The sequence below is a fragment of the Mesorhizobium sp. M5C.F.Ca.IN.020.32.2.1 genome (assembly GCF_004023105.1).
GTDB classification, from domain to species: domain Bacteria; phylum Pseudomonadota; class Alphaproteobacteria; order Rhizobiales; family Rhizobiaceae; genus Mesorhizobium; species Mesorhizobium wenxiniae.
This window is the reverse complement of record NZ_RZSX01000830.1, coordinates 1-2763: the sequence shown is the minus strand read 5'-3', so window position 1 is coordinate 2763 and position 2763 is coordinate 1. Positions and strand designations below refer to the sequence as shown.

3 protein-coding genes and 1 pseudogene are annotated in these 2763 nt (G+C 67.2%); all 4 read right to left on the bottom strand.

Going from position 1 to position 2763, the window contains the following annotated elements:
* Positions 1-1549, bottom strand: a pseudogene (locus EOA86_RS29505) (conjugal transfer protein TrbE); the annotation flags it as partial.
* A 9-nt stretch (positions 1550-1558) separates the two neighbouring features.
* Positions 1559-1819, bottom strand: coding sequence for a VirB3 family type IV secretion system protein (locus EOA86_RS29500; RefSeq protein WP_128344878.1), 261 nt, complete (start codon positions 1817-1819; stop codon positions 1559-1561).
* Positions 1819-2151, bottom strand: a complete 333-nt coding sequence (locus EOA86_RS29495; RefSeq protein ID WP_128344876.1) for a TrbC/VirB2 family protein — start codon at positions 2149-2151, stop codon at positions 1819-1821. Before EOA86_RS29495 ends, EOA86_RS29500 begins: the two co-directional genes overlap by 1 nt.
* Positions 2148-2763, bottom strand: a 616-nt coding sequence (locus EOA86_RS29490; protein ID WP_164892099.1) for an ATPase, T2SS/T4P/T4SS family, incomplete at its 5' end; no start/stop codon positions are given. The genes EOA86_RS29495 and EOA86_RS29490, both read right to left, overlap by 4 nt.

Genomic DNA, 2763 nt, shown 5'->3' with positions numbered 1-2763 from the left:
CGATGCCGGCCAGAGGCTGAAACGAAACCGACGACTCGGTTCCGTCGGTGAGTTCACCACCGATATCGTGCCAGTCGCCGCCCATGGCGAGCGAGGCAACGCGGATTGACCCGCCGAAGTCGAAGGCGAAGACCTGGGAATTGTCGTAGCGCCGGAACTGCAACGCCATGAGGGCCAGCAGCACCGACTTGCCCGCGCCCGTCGGTCCAACGACAAGGGTGTGTCCGACGTCGCCGACATGGAGAGACAACCGGAACGGGGTCGAGCCTTCCGTTCTGCCGAAGAGCAGCGGGGGCGCTTGGAAGTGCTCGTCCCGTTCCGGCCCCGCCCACACAGCACTCAGGGGGATCATGTGGGCGAGATTCAGCGTCGAGATGGGCGGCTGGCGCACATTGGCGTAGAGGTGGCCGGGGAGGGTGCCGAGCCAGGCGTCGACCGCGTTGATAGTCTCAACCATGCCGGTGAAGTCGCGGCCCTGGATGACTTTCTCGACTAGGCGAAGCTTTTCGCTGGCAACCCGGGGATCGGCGTCCCAGACCGTCACGGTCGCGGTGACGTACGCCTCACCCGCGTAGTCGGCACCGAGCTCCTGGAGGGCGAGGTCGGCATCGGCAGCCTTGTTGGCCGCGTCGGTGTCGACCAGCACGGAAGCCTCGTTGGTCAGCACCTCCTTGACGATGGTAGCGATGGACTTCCGCTTGGCGAACCACTGGCGGCGGATCTTGGTGACCAGCCTCGTGGCGTCGGTCTTGTCGAGCAGGATGGCGCGCGTCGACCAGCGATAGGGGAAGGCGAGGCGGTTGAGCTCATCGAGGATGCCGGGCGTTGTCGCCGCCGGAAAACCGACGATAGTGAGGATGCGCAGGTGCGCATCGCCAAGACGTGGCTCTAAGCCGCCGGCGAGCGGCTGGTCGGCCAGCAGCGCGTCCAGGTACATCGGCGTCTCGGGGACGCGAACTAGATGCCGCTTGGTCGAGACCGTCGAGTGGAGGTAGGTTAGGGTTTCGGCGTCATCGAGCCAGCGGCATTCGGGCATGAAGCCGTCGAGTAGGGCGATTACGCGATCGGTGCGATCAACGAAGCCCTTGAGGATCTCCCAGGGATTTACGCCCGTCTGGTCGCGGCCCTCATAGAGCCAGGCTTCGGCGCGTGCGCTGTCCTCGGCCGCCGGCAGATAGGCGATAGTCAGGAAGTAGCTCGACTCGAAGTGGCTGCCCGCCTCCTCGAAGTCGGCCTTGCGCTCGGCGTCGACCACGGCCGAGGCGGCGTCCGGGAAGGCGCTCCTTGGATAACTCGCGGCCTCGTGGCGCTGCGCCTCGACAAAGATGCTCCAGCCCGAGCCGAGACGGCGGAACGCATTGTTGAGGCGGCCCGCGACGCCGACCAGCTCGGCCGGCACGGAACTGTCGAGATCTGGACCGCGGAACTTGGCCGAGCGCTGGAAGCTGCCGTCCTTGTTGAGGACGATGCCTTCCCCGACCAGGGCGGCCCAGGGAAGATAATCGGCGAGGCGGGCGCTGCTGCGACGGTATTCGGCAAGGTTCATCATCGCGCTACCTCACAGCTCGAGATGCGCGGGAATGCGCAGATGCCGGCGCACCACCTCGACGAAGAGCGGATCGCGGCGCGCCGCCCAGACGGCTGCGAGGTGTCCGATCGCCCAGAGCAGGACGCCGGCGAGCCAGAGGCGGAGGCCGAGACCGAGCGCGGCCGCGAGCGTGCCGTTTAGGATGGCGACCGAGCGGGGCGCGCCGCCGAGAAGGATCGGCTCGGTCAGGGCGCGATGGACGGGCGCGGTGAAACCGGGAACCTCTTCCATCAGATCACGGCCCCGCCGCCGAACGAGAAGAAGGAGAGGAAGAAGCTCGAAGCCGCGAAGGCGATCGAAAGGCCGAAGACGATCTGCACCAGGCGCCGAAAGCCGCCAGCTGTGTCGCCGAAGGCCAGCGTCAGGCCGGTGACGATGATGATGATCACCGCGATGATCTTGGCGACTGGGCCTTCGATGGATTCGAGGATCTGCTGCAGCGGCTCTTCCCAGGGCATGGACGATCCGGCCGCATAGGTGGCCTGGGTCAAGGTGAGGCTGAGCGAGGCGGCGAGCGCGGTTGCGCCGACGCGGGGACGGACACGAAGTTTTTTCAGCTTCATGAGGTGGCTCCATTGGGTTCGAGGGACGGGAGGGCAGGGGACAGGTCGTAGTCGCAGCCGGACCCGAGCCCAGTGACGTGGGCGAGCTCGGCGAGGCGCCGGGCCGAGCCGCGGCCGGAAAGCACGGCGATGACGTCGATGGTCTCGGCGATCAGCGCGCGCGGAATTGTGACGACGGCTTCCTGGATGAGCTGTTCGAGGCGGCGCAGTGCGCCGATGGCGGTGCCGGCGTGGATGGTGCCGATGCCGCCGGGGTGGCCGGTCGACCAGGCCTTCAGCAGATCGAGCGCCTCGGCGCCGCGCACCTCGCCGATCGGAATCCGGTCGGGCCTCAGCCGCAGCGAGGAGCGCACGAGATCGGACAGTGTGACGATGCCGTCCTTGGTCCTCAACGCCACGAAGTTGGGCGCGGCGCATTGCAGCTCGCGCGTGTCCTCGATCAACACCACGCGATCGCCGCTGCGGGCGACCTCGGCCAGGAGGGCATTGGTCAGCGTCGTCTTGCCCGTCGACGTGCCGCCGGCAACGAGGATGTTCTGCCGCTCGGCGACAGCCTGGCGCAGCACATCGGCTTGGGCGGCGGACATGATGCCCGCCGCCACATAGTCTACG

Coding starts and splice junctions, on each gene's coding strand:
- EOA86_RS29500 (WP_128344878.1), bottom strand. CDS start 1,819: ATGGAAGAGGTTCCCGGTTTCACCGCGCCCGTCCATCGCGCCCTGACC.
- EOA86_RS29495 (WP_128344876.1), bottom strand. CDS start 2,151: ATGAAGCTGAAAAAACTTCGTGTCCGTCCCCGCGTCGGCGCAACCGCG.